Raw genomic sequence first — 19,186 nt, forward strand, 5'->3', positions numbered from 1 at the left:
AGGGAGGCGAAATACAATGCGGATAGAAAACATCGATGAATCGATCCTCCCTTTTCTGCATAACCACCTCGATCTCTCCTTTTTCCTAGTGCTCGGCATCGGGTACCTCATAGGGAAGATCCGTTTTGGTTCGGTCTCCCTGGGTTCCGTTGCAGGGGTGCTTTTTGCTGGTCTGATCTTTGGATACTTCGGTTTCAAGATCTCAAGTTCAGCCCAGATGATCGGTTTTTCCCTCTTTATCTTTTCTGTAGGCTATCAGGCAGGACCCGGTTTCGTCGCCGTACTCAAGCAGGACGGACTTAAATATTTTGCACTTGCCGTGGTTGTGGCAACGACCGGTTTTCTCATCGCTGCGGCATGGGCATATTTCCTTGCCCTGCCGCCGGGTATGTCAGCAGGACTGCTCTCGGGCGGCCTGACCTCTTCGCCTACACTTGCCGCGGCGCAGGATGCAGTACAGTCCGGTTCTGTCACGATGCAGGAAGGCTGGAGCAATGACCAGCTCATCAAGAACATGTCCATGGGGTATGCAGTTACTTACATCTTCGGACTTGTGGGGTTGATTATGACGGTCCAGTATCTGCCTAAACTGCTTGGTATCGATCTGTCCGAAGAGGCGAAACGTTTCAGTACATCCGGCGAAGAGAGTGTCGGACTGCCGGACAATGTCGTGCTGCGTGCCTACCGCATTACAAATCCCGAAGTGGAGTCACTCTCTCTGGATGAGTTGAGAGACAAGTATTGGGACCGACGTTCTGTTGTAAAGGTCAAAAGAGATGATGCGTTCTTCCCTGTGGATGAGAACGGTCTGAAGGTCGGTGACGTCATTGAAGTGCTTGGGCCGCGAAGGTATTTTGCCGAAAAGGTCTCGAAGATCGCAGAAGAGATCGTACCGGAATGGACCAGTGAAGATGTACAGGACAGCGCGCAGATCATCGTGGAGAATGATGCCGTTATCGGACGCCCCCTTCATGAACTTGCCATCGGAAGACGTTTCGGCCTCATGCTGATGGAAATACGCAGGAAGGGTAAGCGTATCGGATATGATGACAATACTGTGCTGGGAAAGAATGATGTTATTACGGTGCTTGGAACTCCGCACCAGATAGAAGCGATGGGTGAGTTCATGGGGAAAGTTGAACGTGACGGGGTGGAGACCGATATGATCACGCTTTCCTTCGGTATCGTCATCGGGCTGCTCATCGGTACGCTCAGTGTAACGGTCGGAGGGGTTTCCATCGGGCTGGGGTCTGCGGGAGGGCTTCTGGTCTCCGGTCTTTTTATCGGCTTCAGGCGAAGCATCAAACCGACCTTTGGTCAGTTGCCTGAGGCAACACGCTGGTTTCTCATGGAGTTCGGCTTGCTGCTCTTCATGGCGGGTGTAGGAATGCGTGCCGGGAGCGGCATCATCGGTACCCTGCAGCAGAATGGCTTGACACTGGTGATTGCAGGCATCTGCGTGACGATCATACCGATCCTCGTAGGGTACTTTGTCGGAAGAAGGTTCCTGAAGATCTCACCTGCACTCATCTTCGGTGCCATTACCGGGGCGATGACCAGTGGTGCAGCACTTTCGGTGGTCATCAAGGAGGCCAAAAGCCCTGTACCTGCACTGGGCTATACCGGTACTTATGCCTTTGCCAATGTCCTGCTGGTCATTGCCGGCAGCCTCATCATGATCTTCTAAATCTGATAAACTTAAAAAAAGAAGAGTAAAATACGCCTCAAGATTCAATTTACAAAGGAAACAACATGGAAAATATCCCTAGTTGCCCAAAATGCGGCAGTGAATATACCTATGAGGATGGCAGCCTCTATATCTGTCCCGAGTGTGCACATGAGTGGAGCAAGGATGAAGCGTCAGAGGAGGAAGCAGGACTCGTCGTAAGAGACGCCAATGGCAACATCCTTGAAGAGGGTGATACGGTCACGGTCATTAAAGACCTCAAGGTCAAAGGAAGCAGCGGCGGGATCAAAGTCGGTACCAAGATCAAGGGTATCCATCTTGTCGAAGGCAGCGACGGTCACAATATCGACTGTAAAGTACCAGGTGTCGGTGCGATAAAACTCAAGCAGGAATTCGTCAAAAAGGCGTAAGTTCCTATCTTCCCTGGATGCTACAGCACACCCTGGTAGACGAGTTTTATAACCCTGTCTATCATCTTCTTCTGTGTCGAGGTATCTCCATCCTCGGCTTCAATGTTCACGTAACCATTTCTGCTTCTGTGAAGTGCGATATAGTTGGACATGGAATGGTCGTCAGCACGGCTGCCTACAAGTTCATATTTGACGTTCAGCCCTTCGGCATTGAGTGCAGCGATCTTTTTTGTATCGAGACTTCTCCCTGCAAGGTAGACCAGACTGTCCTCATCATGCAAGCCTTCTTTTTTTCCGACAGCTATGCTTCCGGCAGGATAGGATTTTGTATGGGTCCCGGCCACTCTCATGGAAACCATTCCCTCTCCGCCGTTGTTCTGATGGCCGTTCCTGTTGCTGTGCAACGCCAGGTAGGGCATGGAGGGGCTTTTGAACGCGTCGATCACTTTAAAGACGGTTCTTGTATAGGAAGATGCAGGTTTGAAGTTTCGGTTGGGGTCTTTGCCTGAAGCATATCTGTTCCCGTTTGCTTCTACCGCCAGGAAACCGCCGCCGAATTTTTTGACGGCATAGACGGCTGCATCGAGTGCGGAATTTTCATTGTCGTGCGGCAGGTACCAGAACGGCCCGGTGGGGTTCTTTATGTTCCGGACCAGGAGCATACGCCATTTTCTGCCATTTTCGTAAAAAGTGATCCTGTCGGCACAGAGACCGTCCATACTCCAGGAGTTCCGTTTGACATCGGCTGCGGCCGAAGCGGAGGAGAGAGGCTCCTGTTTTACCGTTTTGTCAAGCTCTACGGGCAGGGGGCAGTTCAATTTGACACAGCCTGTGGTCGCAAAAAGAATCGCTACATGGATACAGCAGGTAAAAAGCATATGTTTATTCATGCAGTCATTATACTTTCATATACTTTTAGAGGCCTTTCATGACGACATCAAAGAGATGGTCCACCTCATGGTCTTCGAGGAAGAGGGTTTTTTTTGTCCGGAAGAAGTCCATTATTTTGTCTGTAGGCAGTGAAGGACTGTAGATGCAGGCAGGATGTGCCGGTTTCAGTGCCTGTATGAGAGCGATCTCCTCTGCGATAGGCTGTTCGCAGATATAGCAGTTCTTTTCGGGAGAGAGTCTCCCTTCATACTCAAGCAGTTCGATGTAGCTTTCACAGACGATACGTTTGGGATTCTGCTTCTCCCATTTTCTCGCGGCACTCAACAGAAGGTCGTAGTAAAAACTGTCGATCTCTTCCGCCTCTTTGAGATGCGGTTCGAAGAGCCTGATAAAATTGTGCCACATCAGCAGTCTGTTTTTGTCGAAGAGCCAGGGAAAACCGATGTGCGAGAGTGAACGCAGACGTGGTAAGAAGCGGCCGTCTTCCCCCTCGACTTCGAAATCAACAAGGTTTCCAAGCTGCAAAATGGAGTGTCTTGCCCCGAAAAAACGGTAATAGGTCCTGACATTCTGTGCAGTGAGGACCATGGCAATGGAATCCTCATTCTTCACTTTGCGAACACTCAGTATGAAACCTTTGATCTGATACCTCTGTTTTTTTCTTTTATTATAGTAAAAATCAAGTTAATGCAAACCCCTGTGTGAAGGGAGAAAGCTAGCTTTTAATTTAAATCTAACGTATATTTAAGTATAATCATCACCATTTTGAACGCTTATAGTTGCGCTGTGAGCCGTTCTACTACACTATTTTTAAGGTTGACATATGAGAGATTTATTTACCTCCTTCAAGGACAATTGTGGATTCGGACTTCTCTGCTCCATCGACAATACGCCTACCCATCAAAACTTGGAAGATGCCGTTACATCGTTGTCGCGTATGATGCACAGAGGTGCGATTGCAGCAGATGGTAAAACAGGTGATGGTTCGGGACTTCTTCTCTCTCTGCCAAGATCGTTCTTCGAGCATGTGGCTGCCAAAGACGGTATAGATCTGCCTGAGCAGTATGCCGTTGCCATGGTCTTTTCCCGTAACGAATCTGACTTCGATGTGATCGAGAAGATCTGTGCCAACAATGACCTCAAAGTGATCTATACTCGTACTGTACCTGTTGATACCAATGCACTGGGCGAGCAGGCACTTGTTACTCTTCCGGCGATTAAGCAGGTCTTTGTAGTGCCCAGAAGCGTGGTCGCAACAGAACGTTTTGAAGCGTTGATCTATCTTTCACGCAAAGGGATAGAGCATGCGCTCAAAGATGACAGGGACTTTTACATTCCTTCCTTCTCGACCAAGGTGGTTTCGTATAAAGGCCTTGTCATGCCTACGCACATCAAAGAGTTCTACAAAGACCTTGCCGACGAGCATTTCAAAATCTCTTTCTGTCTTTTCCACCAGCGTTTCTCTACCAATACACTGCCCGAGTGGAGACTGGCGCAACCGTTCCGTATGATCGCCCACAATGGTGAGATCAACTCCGTAACTGCCAACCGTTTCAATGTCAAAGCCAAAATGGCGGCAGTGAAGTCTGATGTCTTTACGGATGAAGAGATGGCACGTTTGACAGATGTGATCCAGGACGGTATGAGCGACTCGGCAAGTCTGGACAATTTCATGGAATTCCTCAGGGTCAACGGTGTGGACTTCTTCAAGGCGGCACGTTCTCTCATTCCTGCACCGTGGCACAATGCGCCGTTGATGGATACAGACCTCAAAGGTTTTTACGAATATGCCAGTACCTGTTTCGAACCTTGGGACGGACCGGCGGCAGTCAGTATGACCGACGGACGTTATATCGGCTGTGTACTTGACAGGAATGGACTCAGGCCTGCAAAATATGTTATCACCACAGACAACAGACTTTTGATCTCATCGGAGTATGGTGTACTTCAGCTGCCTGAAGAGATGATCGCCCAGCGCGGCCGACTGCAGTCGGGCGAGATGATGGGTGTTGACCTCAAGTATGGAAAGGTCCTGACTACTACCGATATAGACAACTACCTCAAATCGATGTTCCCGTACAACAAGTGGATGGGCAAGAATATGAGTTATCTTCAGGAACATGTTCCCAATACACATGTGGAAGAGGTATCGACCGACCATACAGTGATGGAAGCCAAGCAGCGTTACTTCAACTATACGCTTGAGCTGATGAGAGAGGTCATCAAACCGATGATGACTGAAGGAAAAGAGACGACAGGTGCCATGGGCGACGATACACCTATCGCTGCCTTCTCTACCCAGCAGAGAAACTTCACCGATTTCTTCAAACAGAAGTTCGCACAGGTGACCAACCCTCCGATTGACCCGATCAGGGAGAAAAGTGTGACCAGTCTGAATACCGGTTTCGGTGAGATCAGAAATGTGCTTTCTGACGATGCGGAACATGCAAAACGTCTCAAGACCGTACTACCCATCATGTCGGCGGAAAAATTCGCGGTTCTCAAAGAGTTCGGTACCGAAGGAAATGAGAAATATGACGTTGCCTATAAAATGGCGAGCTACAGTACGACCTATACGCACGACCTCAAAGAGAGCCTGAACGCATTGGTGGAAAAGATCGTTGCCGATGTCCGCGACAGGGGTATTCGAACAATAGTGCTTGATGACAGGGACCTCTCGGAAGAGACCAAGGTCCTGCCTATGCTGATGGTTGTAGGACGTCTCAATACTGTCCTGCTTGAAGAAAAACTCAGACACCTGAGCAGCATCGTTGCGGTCACTGGTGAAGTGTTCGATCCGCATTCGGCAGCCTGTATGATCGGTTACGGCGTAGCGGCGATCTATCCGTACCTGCTGTACTATACCGTAGAGCAGCTGGCGGATGAAGATACTGATATGACGATCACACTCAAGCGCATCAGACGTGCCATGGGCGGAGGTTTGCTCAAGATCATGTCCAAAATGGGTATCTCGACCGTCTCTTCCTACCGTAACTCCAAGCTCTTCGATACGATCGGTCTTGGTGACGAGATAGTATCGGAGTGTTTTAGCGGTACGCACGGACTGCTTAAAGGACTGGGGTATGAAGATATCGACGCCAGACTCAACAGTAACCATGAACGCGCATTTACGGATGCCTTCAAAGGCAAAAGAAAAGCGCTCTATAAAGGCGGGTACTACAAGTATAAAAAAGGTGAAGAGTTCCATGACTTCTCCAGACCGACCATTGCTGCTATCCAGCAGTGTGCACTGAGCGGAAGCAAAGAGGATTACAAAAAGCTCGAAGAGCTGGTAGACAGAAGGGACAAGAAGTTCATCAGGGACTTCTTTGAGCTTAACTCGCCAAGAGAGCCCATCAGTATTGACGAGGTAGAACCTGCTTCCGAGATCCTCAAGCGTTTCTCTTCTGCGGCAATGTCTATGGGGTCTATCTCTCCCGAAGCACATGAAGTGCTGGCAGAGGCGATGAATACCATCGGTGCGAAGTCCAACTCAGGGGAGGGTGGTGAAGACCCTGCACGTTACGGGACCATCAAGAATTCCAAGATCAAGCAGATCGCTTCAGGACGCTTCGGAGTAACACCGGAGTATCTGCGTTCGGCTGAAGAGCTGCAGATCAAAGTGGCACAGGGTGCAAAACCGGGTGAAGGCGGACAGCTTCCCGGAAGCAAGGTTTCTCCGCTTATTGCATCACTGAGATATACCAAGCCGGGTGTGACGCTGATTTCACCACCGCCTCACCACGATATCTACTCCATCGAGGATCTGGCCCAGCTCATTTTTGACCTCAAGCAGATCAATCCGAAAGCAAGGATCGCGGTCAAGCTCGTATCGACTGCAGGTGTAGGAACGATCGCGGCGGGTGTAGCCAAAGCGTATGCGGACAAGATCATCATCTCCGGCGGGGACGGCGGAACGGGTGCGGCGCCTATCGGTTCCATCCGATTTGCGGGTAATCCGTGGGAGCTTGGACTCTATGAAGCGCACAATTCACTTAAAGCCAACAACCTCAGGGGCAATGTTACTGTCGAAACGGACGGAGGGCTCAAAACAGCGCTCGATGTCATTAAAGCAGCAATCTTCGGTGCTGAAGAGTATGCCTTTGGTACAGGTGCACTGGTTATCGTCGGATGTATCATGCTGCGTGTCTGTCACCTGAATACCTGTGGTGTAGGTGTTGCGACACAGAACCCTCACCTCAGAGAGCGTTTCAAAGGGAATGTACAGAAAGTGGTCAACTACTTTACGCTCCTTGCCGAAGAGGTACGTGAGATCCTTGCTTCTCTGGGTTACAGATCACTTGAGGAGATCGTCGGTAAAACAGAATTGCTCAAGATCATCGATGACGAGTATGCCAAGAAGTTCGATTTCGAACAGTTCCTGAAAAAAGTGGACGGTGTCGATACCTGTCAGGTGCCGTTCAATGAACCGTATGACAAGAACGAGTATGAAAAAGCGATCGTCGAAGAGCTGATGCCAACAATCGAAGATCCGTCCAAGCCGGTTGTCATCAACAAAGAAGTCAGCAACCTGAACAGAAGTTTCGGTACAAGGATCTCCGGTGAGATCGCAGAGCGTCACGGCAACAAAGGGCTTCCTGACGATACTATCACGATCAACCTTACAGGGGTCGTCGGGCAGTCTCTCGGTGCCTTCCTTTCCGAAGGTGTGACCATCAATGTCCAGGGGGCAGGAAACGATTATATCGGTAAGGGAATGAACGGCGGGCGCATTGTCATTACCTCTTCCAAATCGGGACCGAAGTTCGCACTGGGCGGGAACACCTGTCTTTACGGTGCGACTGGCGGTACACTCTATATCAGTGGACAGGTCGGTGAGCGTTTTGCCGTACGTAACTCCGGAGCGACCACTATCGTTGAAGGCACGGGAGACCATCCTTGTGAGTACATGACAGGCGGTACAGTTGTCATTCTCGGCAATACCGGAGTGAACTTCGGTGCGGGTATGACCGGCGGTAAAGCATTTGTCTATGATGAAGAGGGTACGTTCTACGAAAAGCTGAACCCTGAACTGGTAGAAGCACTGCGTATAGATACCGATGAGCTGGATTTTGAAATGTTTGGACTCAAAAGACTTCTGCAAGACTATATTGAAAAAACAGGCAGTGAGAAAGCACAGTATATCCTTGACAATGCCAGAGAGTGTGTACGTAAGTTCTGGCTTGTAGTACCGCGCGGTGCAAGACCGTCACTTGATGCCAACAAAAAAGGCGAGTAAAACACATTTTCATGATATGTTTTACTGTAGGGTGCGTACTCACGCACCGAACGGGTAGATAAAGGAACAAGATGAACCCATTTATCGAAGCATGCATCAAGGCTAACGAAGAGATCGCTTCGGCGCTTGAAAAGGGCTTTGATGCTTCCTGGTATGAAAAGACCGAAGTAGGTGCAGGTGGGGATGTCAGTTCAAAACTTGATCTCTTTGCGGAACAAATTTTTTTTAAATATCTTTCCCCTTTCGGGCATATCGAGTCTGAAGAGTCTGGGATCATGGGAGAGGGTGATGTCAAGATTATCATCGATCCCATAGACGGCTCTTCCAATGCCCTTTCCCTTTTCCCCTATTACGGAACTTCTGTTGCCAGAGTGAATGCAGCCGGTCTTCTCGATGCAGCGGTGGTCTGTAATCTTGCCAATGGTGATCTCTTTGTCAAATCAGGAAATGATGATGTATTGCAGGGACAACTTTTCAGTGCAGAATTTCACCCCCGTCATGTCTCTTCTGCTTCGGAGATAGGGCTTTTTGAAAAAGCCTATGCCCATCCCTTACTGGTTGCGGCACTGGATAAGCTGGGGTTTAAATTCAGGGCTCCGGGCGCCATAGCACTTTCACTGGCCTATGCACATACAGTCGAATACGTCCTTTTTGTCGGACCGTTCCGTATTTATGATTTTGCGGCGGGACTGGCACTTTGTGAAGGCCTTGAAGTGATTGTTGAGGCGGATTATGTTATAGTATCGAAACAAAAAAACGTCGCAGACAAGATAGAAAAACTGGTCAAAGACCTGAGAGAGGAATAATAGCATGTTCAGTAACCTGTTTAAAAAAGATGAAGTAAAGAATGAAAGACCTAATCAGTGGATAAAGTGCCCAAAATGTAACTCGTTGATGTATTACAAAGAGGTTGAAGCCATACAGAATGTCTGCCCGAAATGTAACCACCATTTCCGTATCAGTGCGGACAAAAGGGTTTCGTTCATCGCCGATGAAGGAAGTTTTACAGAACATGATGCCAATCTCGCTCCAATTGATCCGTTGAAATTTTCCGACAAAAAATCATATAAAAAACGTATCGAAGAAGCGAAAGCGAAAACAGGAAAAACTTCATCGGTGGTAAGTGGAAGTTGTAAAATAGACAGCCAGGATGTGGAACTGGTCGTATTTGACTTTGCTTTCATGGGAGGAAGTCTCGGTTCGGTTGAAGGTGAGAAGATCGTCCGTGCTGTTGACAGAGCTATCGAAAAAGGATGTGGTGTGATCATCGTGAGTGCTTCAGGCGGTGCCAGAATGCAGGAGAGTACCTATGCTTTGCTTCAGATGAGTAAAACTTCTGCAGCACTTAAGAGACTCAGCGACAAAGGCCTTCCTTTCATCTCTGTACTGACAGACCCCACTATGGGTGGAGTTTCGGCTTCATTTGCGATGCTGGGTGATATTATTATGGCAGAACCGGGCGCACTGATTGGGTTTGCCGGACAGAGGGTTATCAAGCAGACAGTTGGTGTCGACCTTCCCGAAGGTTTCCAGCGTTCGGAATTCCTGCTTGAGCATGGTCTCATCGACATGGTCGTAGACCGCGGGAATATGAAGCAGACACTCTCTGACCTGCTGAAACTCTTTTCAAAAGAGAACAGTCCGGCTAAGTTGAAAGCTATGGACAGCGGAGAACATGCGGAAGTCGCAGCTGTAGAAGAAGAGTAGTCTGCAGGGTGGATCGCATCCACCCTGCGTAGTGCATCAGAGTTTTAATACCCCTTTGACACGTGCAACACTGTCCCCCTTGTGTAGACTTAAACGCACGACAGATTCAGCAAGAGCCTTGAGCTCATGCATGACATTCCCTTCTAATGCAATGACATCTCCCTCATTCAGGATCACTTTTCTCTCTCCCACCCCAAACTCGATGGAACCCCTGAGTGTCATGACAGTAATGGGAAATTTGGTCTTGTGCTCTTTCATGATCTGACCCTCTTTGAACGCTATGCGTATCTCCTTGCCGAAATCACTCTCAAGCATGGGTGTGATGACCACACTTTCCTCTGAAAATTTCAGATCGTTGTAAAATGAAGCTGTTTGCATATTTATCCTTTATTTTGGGAGATTATATCTATACCCTCTAACGTATATGTTGATATCTGTCAATTATTTTTTATCGAAATGATAGATAGAATTTTTCTTGTTCGGTTTCTGGTCCGTCCATCCCAGATAGGAAGATTTTAAGTGCTTTCCGCCATTCGAAAACTCAAGAATGATTTGATGGACATGGTCTTCATTTGAGTTGCAGAGTTTTGTTTTCATATTGCAGTTAAATATCACTTTTTCTTTGGTGGTCTTGTTCAGGTCGAGAATGAATTGTGGTTGGTTCATCTTCGTGCAATAGTGTGTTGCCAAAACCTGTGTACAGTCAATGTTGTCATCACAATGATACATGGTCACCATCTGTTTCTCTGTGTTTGGCAGCAGGTCTTCCTGCAGAGTTGAACCAAAACCGATAAATTTATAAGCCACTGCTGTTTTATCTGTACCTACCAAAGGCAATACATATTTGTTTTTATATGCCGTTGTATTTGTCTGTTTCTCTTTGGGTGAGAGCTTCCATTCTCCGTGAAGGGCGCTTTTAAGGTATTCAAAGACATCTCCTGCTTCCATGTCGGTGGCAGTAGCAGAGCTGGAAAGTACAGTGAGTAATGAGAGGCAGAGTAGGGTTTTTTTCATAGGTGTTCCTTATTGTTAATAATTGTGCCATTATATCATATTGAAATACAAAAATTATTTTATAAACCTTCGTTTAAGTAAGCAAGATGTATTATTTTTCCTATGAAAAAATTATTAATACTACTAATACTTGTTTTCGTAGGAATACAATTTGTTCCTATGAATGTACCCGCTGATTTGCCTGTGAAAGAAGGAGATGCTTTAGAGGCTCCCGAAAATGTACAGGCAATACTTAAACGTTCTTGTTTTGACTGCCACTCAAGTCATACGACATTCCCGTGGTACAGCAGTATCGCTCCTGTTTCATGGTTCACAAAAAAGCATGTCAAAAAGGGAAGAGAAAAGATGAACTTCTCTACTTGGAATTCGTATGACGATGAAAAAAAGCTCAAGTATCTTGAGAAGATACCAAAAGCGATCCAGGACAAGATGCCGATGAAAAGCTATCTGATCATGCATAAAGAGGCAAAACTCAGTGATGCCGAGAAAGAAGCTTTAAAAGCGTGGACAACAGAAGCTGCCTTTGATCTTGAGTAGTATACCTACTGCTTCGATCCAACGGTTGCAATAACCGTACTCCAAAAAACAATACCGGCAAGCTTTTCTGCCGGTAAAGGTTCTCTCCCAAAATTCAGAATGGTAAAATATATCCCGCCAATTTTTAAAATCTCTACAGTGTGATCTGATTTATATAGTGGTGTATCATAATCTGATACTTACATATTTTTCTTTGTCTTTGAAGTCGCTTTGGCTTCAAGCGGATCGTCCGGCCAGTAGTGTTTTTTGTATCTTCCTCTCAACTCTTTTTTGACTTCATCATAGGTATTTTCCCAAAAACTTTTCAAGTCTCTTGTCACCTGCATAGGACGTGAAGCAGGGGAGAGCAGGTGGAGCATCAGTTTGACTTTGCCTCCGAGTATAGCAGGGGTGTCGTGTGTGCCGAAAAGCTCCTGCAGGCGTACTGCAAGTACTGGTTGTTGAGGATCACTGTAGTCAATGCCTATCTGTGAACCACTGGCAACTTTATGTTTAGCCGGGACGAGGCGGTTGAGTTTTTGGAGCTCTTCGTAGCTGAGAAGTCCCAGAAGGATATTATGCAGATCGAGATTCCGGCAGGCTTTGAGTGTCGTTACATTTTGAAGGTAGGGTGCCAGCCACTTGTCCATTGTGTCAAGCAGGTTTTCATCGGAAAAATCAGGAAAATTTTCATCATGAAGATGCAGAAAATTTACTCTTTCTCTAAGGTTTTTTGCTTCCTTGTTCCAATGTAAAATATTTAAACCCAGTGCTTCGATTTCATCCAAAAGTACCTCAAGTACTTCAGGACTAGCGGTACTTTTCAGTTGTGTTTCTTTGAGTATGAGTTTGCCAAAGCATTCTACTTTGCGCACCTTTACCCGTGCCTCTGCCTCGTTCCAGGTAACCATCTCCTGTGTTTCTGTTCCCAGATGGGTTTCTATGTCTGCAAGACTCAGAGCTATGGCTTTGTAGATGGCAGCATCGGTACTTTTGGCATCCAGGTCTGAAATGGCCAGATACGGACTGTTAAAGAGAGTGTCATCGCTGTGCAGATATGCTCCTTTTCCGTTGGAAAGCAGGTAGGTACCTTTGTTTCTGTGGCGAAGCTGTGCGATTCGGTCAGGGTAGGCGAATGCAAGCAGGATGCCAAGCTGTTCCGTATGGAGTGTGGAGGTTTGGTTTTTTTCAATGCGTCTGGCATTTTCAAGCAAATATCGGCACTGTTTTATATCGACATATTTAGATGAAACATTTGCTTTTTGGGCGACGTCGTGCAGGGTGATGACCCGTTCGCGTAGATCGGCAGAGGTGTAAGCGCTACTGTAGATATCTTTCTCCGAGACCAGCACTGCCAAAAGAGACGCTTCATAGGAGAGATCCATCTCTTTGGCTTTGAGCATCATATGGGCAAGTCTGGGGTGAAGTCCGTAGCTGCCCATGGCTTCCCCGTGGGAGGTGATGTGTCCGTTGCTATCGAGTGCCCCGAGTTGTTTGAGGAGTGCCCGGGCATGGTGTATGGCAGTGATAGGCGGGGTGTCCATCCAGGAAAGAGCATTTATGTCATCATTCCCCCATTGTGCCAGTTCCAGAACAAGCTGACTGAGGTCGGCAGAGAGTATTTCGGGTGTATCGTGTTTCTGTAGTATCCTGGACTTGTGCCACAGGTGGTAGGCCTTCCCGGCTGAAAGCCGTCCTGCCCGTCCTGCCCTTTGGATGGCAGCGTCTTTGGAAATGAATTTGCTCTCAAGCTTGTTCATGCCTGAAAAGGGATTAAAGACAGAAACATTCTGAAGTCCGGAATCTATAACGATCTTAATACCCTCAATGGTCAGAGAAGTCTGTGCGATGTTGGTGGAGAGTACCACTTTCCCTGTGCCTTTGGGCGGTGCTTTTATGGCTCTGTCCTGTGCCTCTTTGCTGAGGTTCCCGTAGAGTGTAGAGATGTAGGTATTTTTAATCCTGCTTTCATTGAGCAGTTTTTCCACCGCTTTGATCTGTCGGACTCCCGGAAGAAAGACGAGGATGTTGCCTTCCTCCTCGGCAAGCAGTTTGAGCAGAAGTTTATGAATGTAGGAGGGTAGAGTTTTGAGTGTCGGTTGTGGTGTACCGGCATCCAGGTGTATGCGCTCCACAGGAAAAGCCCGTCCCTGACTTTCAATGACGGGTGCATTGTCCAAAAGTGTGGAGATCGCCGCTGTATTCAGCGTGGCGGACATAACGAGTATTTTCATATCTTCCCGCAACACGGACTGTGACTCCAGAGCCAAAGCCAAAGAGAGGTCAGCATGCAGGGAGCGTTCATGAAACTCGTCGAAGATGATCAGCGCCACACTTTCCAGTGCCGGGTCGTTTTGCAGTTTGCGTGTGAGTATTCCTTCTGTGACGATGAGTATCTTGGTTGCTCTGCTCTGCACCGACTCCATCTTTATCTGGTATCCGATACGCTGTCCCACCTTTTCGCCCAGAAGCTCTGCCATGCGTGCCGCGGAAGAACGCACTGCCAGACGACGCGGCTCAAGCATGATGATCTTTTTGCCCTCCAGCCACGGTTCGTCCAGCAATGCCAACGGCAAAGCAGTGGTTTTGCCGGCTCCGGGAGGTGCCTGCAGTACCAGACGGTTATGGTGAATCAGTTTCTCTTTGACTTTGGGAAGGACGTGGGTGATGGGCAAAGTTTGCATAGTAAGATTATACTGTTTTTAGGTTACGGGGGAGTCATAAAAGTCCCCATCAGAAGAAGTTTCCTTTGCTACTTCTTCTGTGACAGAATCCACTTCGCGATCCCATCAAGTTGTTTTGGAGTCAAGTCTTTATAGGCACGCATGGGTATGTGGTAGTTTGGCCATCTGCCTTTGCTGCCGTGGACAATGGCATCTTTGATCGTATTGAGATCGTTGATGGTATATTTGGCGGCGATCTGGCTGAAAAGCGGTCCTACTTTACCGTTCCCGTCGATATGACACAGTTTGCAGTCTTTGAGGGTAAGTACCTGCTCATAAGGCTTCATTGCCGCAATACGGTTTTGCTCTTTCATCATTGCAAGCAATTTTTTCTGATCGTAGGTGAGTAACGCATATCGGGCAATGGCACCGAGTTCTTCTTTGGTGACATTTCCTTTTTGCGAAGGCATCAATCCGTATTGTTGAAGTACCTCTTTAATGCAGTAGGATTTCTCTTTGCTCGGTGAAAGTACATAGGACTGTACAAATGCCACAAAGTTTGCCTCCTTCTCGGAAGTGGTTCCGCCTTTCATCCAGTCACGAAGATGGACGGTGACTGTATACATCGGAGGCGCTTTCTCGTCATCATTTATTTTGGGCGGTATGTCAAGGTTATGACATGAGGCACATTTTTGTTTTATCAGTGCTTCTCCATCATAATGTTTATGTGTTTTCTTTGTCTCACCACATCCTGAAAAGAGCAATGCAGCTATAAGTAAAGTACTATGCCATCCTATTGATTTCATTACATATCCTTTATTTTTCATTGATTATATCAGATTATAATTAATATAATTTATACTCATACCTATGGCCATCTTACCGAGATGATTTAGGGGCACCTCTAATAACCCTAAATACTCATAATGGGTTTTGCAAATGTGAGATTTTGCAAAAGGCTTTCAAGTCCTAGCCAAAGCTAAGACGAAGTAAGCATCTTGTGAAAGATTGCGTTTGCAAAGCCCACCCTGTGGGCATCACTAGCTTTCGCCTATGCGTCGTTACTCTTTTTTGACTTAGCTACGGCTAGGCCTGTAAAAGAGTGCCTAGCCTAGACAAAAGCTAGAGATGTTATGAGCATCTAGGGTTATTAGAGGTGCCCATAGATTATACCAACAGTAGGCTATAATACTCTCCATGAAACAGCAAACAGCACTCAACATCCTCAAGTCAGGCAAAAATGTATTTATGACCGGTTCGGCGGGAACGGGGAAGACCTATCTTTTGAATGAATATACACAATACCTGAAAGAGCGAAGGGTATACCCGACTATTGTGGCGCCTACAGGCATTGCCGCTTCACATTTGGGCGGGCAGACGATTCACTCCTTTTTTGCATTGGGCATTCGTGAGAGCATCGATGAGGGGTATGTGGAATTTTTGCTGGACAAGAAATATCTCAAAAGCCGTTTTTCAAAGCTTGATGTTCTTATCATCGATGAAGTTTCGATGATCTCTCCGGAGCTTTTTTCTTCGATGGATCTGATACTACGAGGGTTCAAGGGGACGGATGTACCGTTTGGCGGAGTGCAGGTTGTGATATCGGGAGATTTCTTTCAGCTGCCTCCTGTGAGCAAAGAACCAAAAGAGAAGCGTTTTGCCTGGCAGTCCCCTGTCTGGAAAGCACTGGACCTGCAGACCTGCTACCTTGAAGAGAAATTCAGGCAGGATGATGCACAACTCATACAGATACTCGATGATATCCGCTCGGGAACTATCAGCAAAAATTCGGAAAAGATGCTTGATGCGCGTATTGAAAAAGCACTGCCTTCGCACTTTAATCCTACCAAACTCTACACGCACAATGTTGATGTCGACCGTATTAACCTCTCTGAACTCGAAAAGCTTGAAGGCGAGGAAAAACTTTTTGTCTATGAATCAAAGGGGAGCCAAAAGAATATTGAAAAGATATTTAAGTCCTCTCTGGTGATGGAGGAGTTGACGTTGAAAAAAGGTGCAGTGGTTATTTTCATCAAGAACAATCCCGAGGCGGGGTATATCAACGGTACTACCGGTACGGTGGAAAGCTTTTCTCCTATAGACAATATGCCTATTGTCCGTACTACTGAGGGCAAAAAGATCAAACTTGATCTAGAAGAGTGGTCACTGGAAAATGACAGTGGCAAAGTACTTGCCACGGTTTCGCAGGTGCCGCTGCGTCTGGCATGGGCGATCACTGTTCATAAGTCACAGGGAATGACCCTCGATGCTGCCGAGATGGATTTGAGCAAGACTTTTGAAGCTGGGCAGGGGTATGTGGCACTTTCGCGTATCAAGAGCATTGAGGGTTTGAGGCTGATGGGTCTGAATCCTATGGCGCTGCGTGTAGACCCGCTCATTTTGCATGTGGACGGGCGCATTAAAGCGGCTTCACAGAAAGCGGAAGAACGTATAGAGAGTCTTTCGCCTGAAGTGCTGGAAAAAACGTTCGATGATCACATTACCCGCTTGGGCGGTATTGTCTCCAAAGAGAAGATTGCTGAAGAGAAGCAGAAGATCAAAGAAGGGAAACCTTCGCATTCCGCATACGTTACGCCTACGCACATCAAGACGAAAAATCTCATTAAAAAGTCAAATACCCTTATGAAATTGGCACAGAACAGAGGTTTGGGCAAAGGTACCATCGTGCAGCATCTGGGTCTGATAAAAGAGGAAGAGCCAGAGTTTGATCTGGAAAAATATAGACCAAAAGATGAGATATTTACACGGGTAGAAGATGCAGCTCTGAAACTGAAAACCAAAAATCTGAAAGAGAATTTTTCCGATAATGGCAGACTGAAGCTCAAGCCTGTGTTTGATGCTCTGAATGGGGAAGTGTGTTATGATGATATACGGGTCTGTATGTTGTTTTTGGAAAGCAATTATCGTTATAATGCTCTGAAATAATTTCTACAGGATGGGTTCAGCATGGTAAAACTTTTTAAACTGCATAAATTTTTTGGGCTTTTAGTCGGGCTGTTCCTTTTGGTGTTGGGGCTTACGGGCTTTTTTATCAACAACAGGCAGTGGAACTTTCTTTACACGACAACAGTTAGGAATGTACCCAACACGACATTGATGGAAGACAAAAAACTTTTTGAAGCGTACTGGATAGACAGTGAAGATACCGACCACATCATTGTTGGCGGAAAACGCGGGATCTTTGAAACGTTTGATGAGGGTGAGACGTACAGTCAAATGACAGACCTGCAGTGTCTGGCCATTAAAACAGATGCCAATGCAAGCTACGCAGCCACCTCCGACGGTATTTATGTACTCAAAGACAATAAGTGGAGCCTGTACGCCCTCCAGGGTAATTATGTCAATGCATTGGCGGTCACCGATAAATATCTGCTTGCAAGTATCGATAAACACAGATTGCTGCTGATCAAAAGAGATGATGCTTCGGTGGTCAGCGATACTGTCGTCAAAATAGATGCATCACAACTACAGGATGACATAACGCTCAAAAAACTGATCAAAGATCTGCATTTCGGACGAGGACTTTTGAACGGAAAGCTCTCTGCACTGCTCAATGACTACGGGGCACTAGCTCTGATTTTCCTATCGCTTAGCGGTTATCTTATCTGGTGGTATATACACCTGAAGAAAAAAGCCGAAATGAGCAGGAAACTCATAAAGTGGCACGCAAACAGTGTGGTTGTCCTGGCATTTATACCTTTGACCATCCTGGCAGTAACAGGAATATTTCTGAACCACTCAGGCGGATTGAAAAAGTTCATGACCGAAACGGTGGTGCCTCACAGTGTTTTACCGCCTGTCTACTCCTCTTTGACCTCCGATATCTGCTCTGTTGATTTTGACGGGACGACTTACCGTATAGGAAACAGGTATGGTGTCTACAAAAGTACTGACCTTAAAAGCTGGAAACAGGAGACAAAAGGTTTCGCCTATCGTATGGCACGGATAGACGGTGTGCTGTATGTAAGTGTGAAAGACGGATCAAACCGTTTTTATGACGGAGTGTGGAAAACCCTGGAAGATGTTCCCTATACGTTCAAGGATGCGTATGACTATGATGATGAGGTCAAGTTTTTTACTTACAAACATTACGAGGGAATGATGCCGGAATTTGAAGATGCCACGCTGTTTTCGACACTTCGGACCATACATGGAGGGGTATTTGTGGCTCCCTGGTGGAAATGGATCAATGATTTTGTCGCCATAGCACTGTTGATACTCGGATTTACCGGTATTTCAAGATGGATTCACAAAAAAAGACTGTTTTCAAAAAGAACGTCAAAGCAGGAATGATGGAACATAAAACAGATAAATGGCTCATATTTTTATACGGTGTCTTTGCTTACATTGTAGGTTTGACAGGACAGATATGGTTCATTCTTTACATCAGTGACTGGAATGTTGTGTCAAACAATGTTGATATGCCGCAGGAAATCTCTTTGGGAACGGCGCTGCTCATTGACATTGCACTGATCCTTCTTTTCGGCCTGCAGCATTCGGGAATGGCGCGCAGAGGGTTCAAGCGTATGGTCACACGAATGATCCCGAAAGTGAGTGAACGCAGTACCTACGTGCTGCTTTCGGGAGTGGTGTTCATTGTCATATGTCTGTACTATCAGCCCATCGACGGATATGTATGGAAAGTTGAAATTGGCTGGCTCAAATGGCTGCTGGAGGCAGGATTTGTTTTTGGCTGGGGTTTATCGGTCTATGCCAGTTTCATCATTAACCATTTCGAGCTTTTTGGTCTGCAGCAGGTCTATTTTTACCTGACAGGCAAAGAGGCAAAACCCATCACATTCAAAGAGAAGCATCTCTACAGATACCTCCGTCATCCCATTCAGCTGGGTGTCTTGATGGGCATGTGGTTCTCGCCTGCAATGAGCTATGGGCATCTGGTACTTTCCATTGGGTTCACGATTTATATTTTCATCGGCCTATACTTTGAAGAGAAAGATCTTGTTAAAGAACTTGGCGAGGCCTATGTGAACTATAAAAAACGGGTGCGTATGATGTGGCCTGTAAGAAGGAAGTAAAC

15 protein-coding genes are annotated in these 19,186 nt (G+C 46.8%); 9 read left to right on the top strand and 6 right to left on the bottom strand.

The features are described from left to right. Positions 1-16 precede the first annotated feature (16 nt). Positions 17-1,687, top strand: a complete 1,671-nt coding sequence (locus tag SUN_RS04675; RefSeq protein ID WP_011980594.1) for an aspartate:alanine exchanger family transporter — start codon at positions 17-19, stop codon at positions 1,685-1,687. Positions 1,688-1,752: 65 nt separating this feature from the next. Continuing rightward, positions 1,753-2,097: a zinc ribbon domain-containing protein YjdM gene (locus SUN_RS04680; RefSeq protein ID WP_011980595.1), complete on the top strand. Its 345-nt coding sequence runs from the start codon at positions 1,753-1,755 to the stop codon at positions 2,095-2,097. Between the two features lie 20 nt (positions 2,098-2,117). Here the strand turns inward: SUN_RS04680 and SUN_RS04685 are convergent, their stop codons facing one another. Continuing rightward, positions 2,118-2,987 carry a hypothetical protein gene (locus tag SUN_RS04685; RefSeq protein WP_011980596.1) on the bottom strand — a complete coding sequence of 290 codons (870 nt, stop codon included), beginning with the start codon at positions 2,985-2,987 and terminating at the stop codon, positions 2,118-2,120. 25 nt (positions 2,988-3,012) lie between these two features. Then, the gene (gene recO, locus SUN_RS04690; RefSeq protein ID WP_041672681.1) at positions 3,013-3,630 is read right to left on the bottom strand and encodes a recombination protein RecO; all 618 of its coding nucleotides are present in this window, start codon (positions 3,628-3,630) and stop codon (positions 3,013-3,015) included. 181 nt (positions 3,631-3,811) lie between these two features. Here recO and gltB point away from each other — a divergent pair, with 181 nt between their 5' ends. The 3 genes from gltB (at position 3,812) to accD (ending at position 9,934) form a co-directional block, all read left to right on the top strand. Next, positions 3,812-8,227: a glutamate synthase large subunit gene (gene gltB / locus SUN_RS04695; RefSeq protein ID WP_011980598.1), complete on the top strand. Its 4,416-nt coding sequence runs from the start codon at positions 3,812-3,814 to the stop codon at positions 8,225-8,227. A 71-nt stretch (positions 8,228-8,298) separates the two neighbouring features. Continuing rightward, positions 8,299-9,033: an inositol monophosphatase family protein gene (locus SUN_RS04700; protein WP_011980599.1), complete on the top strand. Its 735-nt coding sequence runs from the start codon at positions 8,299-8,301 to the stop codon at positions 9,031-9,033. A 4-nt stretch (positions 9,034-9,037) separates the two neighbouring features. Beyond that, complete coding sequence (gene accD / locus SUN_RS04705) at positions 9,038-9,934, top strand: acetyl-CoA carboxylase, carboxyltransferase subunit beta (RefSeq protein ID WP_011980600.1); 897 nt, start codon at positions 9,038-9,040, stop codon at positions 9,932-9,934. A 36-nt stretch (positions 9,935-9,970) separates the two neighbouring features. Here the strand turns inward: accD and SUN_RS04710 are convergent, their stop codons facing one another. Together SUN_RS04710 and SUN_RS04715 are read right to left on the bottom strand one after the other, a co-directional pair. Then, positions 9,971-10,312, bottom strand: a complete 342-nt coding sequence (locus SUN_RS04710; protein WP_011980601.1) for a cupin — start codon at positions 10,310-10,312, stop codon at positions 9,971-9,973. Positions 10,313-10,375: 63 nt separating this feature from the next. Next, positions 10,376-10,948, bottom strand: a complete 573-nt coding sequence (locus SUN_RS04715; RefSeq protein WP_011980602.1) for a hypothetical protein — start codon at positions 10,946-10,948, stop codon at positions 10,376-10,378. 102 nt (positions 10,949-11,050) lie between these two features. On the opposite strand from SUN_RS04715, the gene SUN_RS04720 reads away from it, so the two are divergent. Continuing rightward, complete coding sequence (locus SUN_RS04720) at positions 11,051-11,485, top strand: heme-binding domain-containing protein (protein WP_011980603.1); 435 nt, start codon at positions 11,051-11,053, stop codon at positions 11,483-11,485. A gap of 179 nt (positions 11,486-11,664) precedes the next feature. Here the strand turns inward: SUN_RS04720 and hrpB are convergent, their stop codons facing one another. Together hrpB and SUN_RS04730 are read right to left on the bottom strand one after the other, a co-directional pair. After that, complete coding sequence (hrpB, locus tag SUN_RS04725; RefSeq protein ID WP_011980604.1) at positions 11,665-14,148, bottom strand: ATP-dependent helicase HrpB; 2,484 nt, start codon at positions 14,146-14,148, stop codon at positions 11,665-11,667. Positions 14,149-14,216: 68 nt separating this feature from the next. Then, positions 14,217-14,933, bottom strand: a complete 717-nt coding sequence (locus tag SUN_RS04730; protein WP_011980605.1) for a c-type cytochrome — start codon at positions 14,931-14,933, stop codon at positions 14,217-14,219. A 391-nt stretch (positions 14,934-15,324) separates the two neighbouring features. Here SUN_RS04730 and SUN_RS04735 point away from each other — a divergent pair, with 391 nt between their 5' ends. Genes SUN_RS04735 through SUN_RS04745 form a run of 3 tightly spaced genes read left to right on the top strand, consistent with a single transcriptional unit; the run spans position 15,325 to position 19,184 of the window. After that, positions 15,325-17,073: an AAA family ATPase gene (locus SUN_RS04735; protein WP_011980606.1), complete on the top strand. Its 1,749-nt coding sequence runs from the start codon at positions 15,325-15,327 to the stop codon at positions 17,071-17,073. Positions 17,074-17,094: 21 nt separating this feature from the next. Next, complete coding sequence (locus SUN_RS04740) at positions 17,095-18,441, top strand: PepSY-associated TM helix domain-containing protein (RefSeq protein ID WP_011980607.1); 1,347 nt, start codon at positions 17,095-17,097, stop codon at positions 18,439-18,441. Beyond that, positions 18,390-19,184 (top strand): methyltransferase family protein, encoded by a 795-nt coding sequence (locus SUN_RS04745; protein ID WP_148154645.1) that lies wholly within the window; start codon positions 18,390-18,392, stop codon positions 19,182-19,184. The genes SUN_RS04740 and SUN_RS04745 overlap by 52 nt, the downstream gene beginning before the upstream one ends. The last annotated feature ends 2 nt before the right edge of the window (positions 19,185-19,186 follow it).

Origin of the sequence: Sulfurovum sp. NBC37-1, from assembly GCF_000010345.1 — a bacterium.
Taxonomy (GTDB): domain Bacteria; phylum Campylobacterota; class Campylobacteria; order Campylobacterales; family Sulfurovaceae; genus Sulfurovum.